This is a genomic window from Streptomyces sp. IBSBF 3136, assembly GCF_036815105.1.
Classification (GTDB): domain Bacteria; phylum Actinomycetota; class Actinomycetes; order Streptomycetales; family Streptomycetaceae; genus Streptomyces.
Window position 1 is genome coordinate 1 of sequence record NZ_JAJSZC010000447.1, and the last position, 1,682, is coordinate 1,682.

The window sequence follows — 1,682 nt, forward strand, 5'->3', positions numbered from 1 at the left end:
CCCCCCCCCCGCGACCTGCCCGAAGCACTCGCCCCGGTCGCCACCGCGCAGACCCAGCGCCGCGTCATCGAGGCCTTCGGCACCCCGCAGCGCGCGGCTCAGGCACTGGCGGTCAGATCCACTACCACCCGCGCCCGCGACGCACTGCGGCACATCGCGAACGCGGACGTGCCGCTCGACCTGGAGCAGATCCGAGCCCGCCTGTAGCGGGCCATGGCCCGCCGCCCGATCCGAGCCCGCCTGCAGCAGGCTATGGCCCGCCGCCCGCTCCGCGGCCCCGGCCCGGCGGCCCCCAGCGCCCACGATCAGGCCAGCGCCCAAGCCCTCGGGCCGCCTCCAGCACCCTGAGAGTGCACCGGCAACCCGGGCCACCGTCACTTCAAGTCCCTTACGGCAAGTGCCTGTTCCTCTACGGCAAGTGCCTGTTCCTCACTAGGCTCGGCGCGTGGATCCCGTCGCGCTCGCCTGTGCCGTCGTCTCCGTCACAGTCCTGCTGTACGGGGCGCCGGTCGTGCGCGACCGCCTGCGCGCGCGCCTGCCTGCCGCACCCGTCGACCCCTACCGCGCGGCCGCCGGCCGCTGGTCGACCGAGGACGACGTCCAGGCGGCCGCCGCCCGGCTCCTGCTGGACGGCCTGGTCACCATCAATCATCGCGGGAATCTGGCACTGACCGAGACCGGCGCGGACGTGGCGCGTACCGCCGGGCACCCCCTGCCGGACGCCCTGCTCGCCGCGCTGCGCCGGCGTTCCGCCGCCACGACGCTCGGCATCATCGCCGTCCACGACCCCGTCTTTCGTGCCGCCCACGCCGAGTTCCACGGGGTCCCGCGCCCGCCAGGCGCACACCGCCGCGGGTTGTCTGGCGGCCACCGGGGTGCTGCTTCTCACCGGGGAGCTCGCATTCGTGCTCGTGGCGCTGGTCGACCGCCTGCCCCAGGGGCCCGCGCAGTGGGCCGCGACCGCGGCCACCGGCCTCGCCGCGCTGGCCCAGATCCGCCTCCTGGCGCGCTACGGCGACAAGCCCGGCCCGGACCGCGCCGCGGCCTGCGAACCCTACGTCCCGCCAGCCCCGCATCCGGCTCTCGTGGAACTGTCCGAGAAGGCCCCGGAGGCCGCGGCCCGGCTGCGTGCAGGACGGCTGCGCACGACCCGTCGCCGCAACCGAGGACGCCGACGACGCCGCGGGCGCGGAACGGCAGCCGCGCGGATGGACGATCAGGGCTCAGACCCGCAGGCAGACCGGTACTCGTCCAGCAGATGGAAGAACACCAGCAGCGGGTCTTCTCCACCGGCATGCCGCTCGATGGCATCAGCCCAGCCACACGACATCGACCAGCCTCGACGAGCGCACAGCCACTCGGCGAACGGACCACCGGGCGACAGAGTGAAAGGCTCGTCGACCCCGTGAACGGACAAAGCCGTGGCATAGCCGATCAAGATGTTTTGCAAGTCCCGCAGGCACCCCTGGCGAATCCACATCGAAGGACGCAGCCGGATCTGGTCCAGGACGTCTTGGACGTCCCGGCACTGGTCGATAGGCCGCGGACTTTGCCCCTGGTCAACTGACACAGACCACACCCTAAGACCAGGGGCCTTCCCCCGTGATGGTGGACACGCGTTCGTTGATCACGCGGCGAGCGTGAGCTTATCGGCGTGGTGTCGGCGTTCGTATTCGTTGGGG

The 1,682-nt window shown here is 72.4% G+C and carries 2 protein-coding genes and 1 pseudogene; 1 reads left to right on the plus strand and 2 read right to left on the minus strand.

Annotation, left to right across the window (positions count from 1 at the left end):
• Positions 1-207: pseudogene (locus V7E45_RS40070) on the plus strand (hypothetical protein); the annotation flags it as partial.
• A gap of 202 nt (positions 208-409) precedes the next feature.
• On the opposite strand, the gene V7E45_RS40075 reads toward V7E45_RS40070, so the two are convergent.
• Together V7E45_RS40075 and V7E45_RS40080 are read right to left on the minus strand one after the other, a co-directional pair.
• Complete coding sequence (locus V7E45_RS40075) at positions 410-820, minus strand: hypothetical protein (protein WP_333779216.1); 411 nt, start codon at positions 818-820, stop codon at positions 410-412.
• Positions 821-1,216: 396 nt separating this feature from the next.
• Entirely contained in the window at positions 1,217-1,570 is a 354-nt protein-coding gene (locus tag V7E45_RS40080; protein ID WP_333779217.1) for a hypothetical protein, read from the minus strand.
• Positions 1,571-1,682 lie beyond the last annotated feature (112 nt).